This window comes from Polaromonas sp. P1_G2 (assembly GCF_056405515.1).
The window spans coordinates 1-371 of record NZ_JBFUBY010001654.1; the positions used below are offsets into that span (position 1 = coordinate 1).

Below are 371 nucleotides of genomic sequence, written 5' to 3' on the forward strand. Positions count from 1 at the left end.
GCAAAAGTCATGGTCTTCGGCTCTTTGCTTGATGGTAGGCGCATGGCAATGTCCCGCCACCTGATTGTCTTGGAGTATCCGGAACATGCGCGCAATGTACTACGAAACCTATGGCGTCACGCCGGAAATCCGCACAGTGGCTGACCCCGCGGTCGAGCCGCATGGTGTGGTCATCAAGGTCGAGGCCTCGGGCAGCTGCCGCAGCGACTGGCATGGCTGGCAGGGGCATGATCCGGATATTCACCTGCCGCATGTGCCGGGCCACGAGCTGGCCGGCACGGTGGCGGCGGTCGGCGCGCAGGTGACGCGCTTCAAGGTCGGAGACCGGGTAACAGTGCCTTTCGTTTCCGGCTGCGGGCATTGCGAAGAAT

The 371-nt window shown here is 62.5% G+C and carries 1 protein-coding gene; it reads left to right on the plus strand.

Features of this window, described 5'->3' with window-relative positions; genetic code table 11:
• Nucleotides 1–85: 85 nt before the first annotated feature.
• Nucleotides 86–371 (plus strand): alcohol dehydrogenase catalytic domain-containing protein (locus AC1D0P_RS31990; RefSeq protein WP_477680398.1); only part of this gene is annotated, 286 nt, incomplete at its 3' end.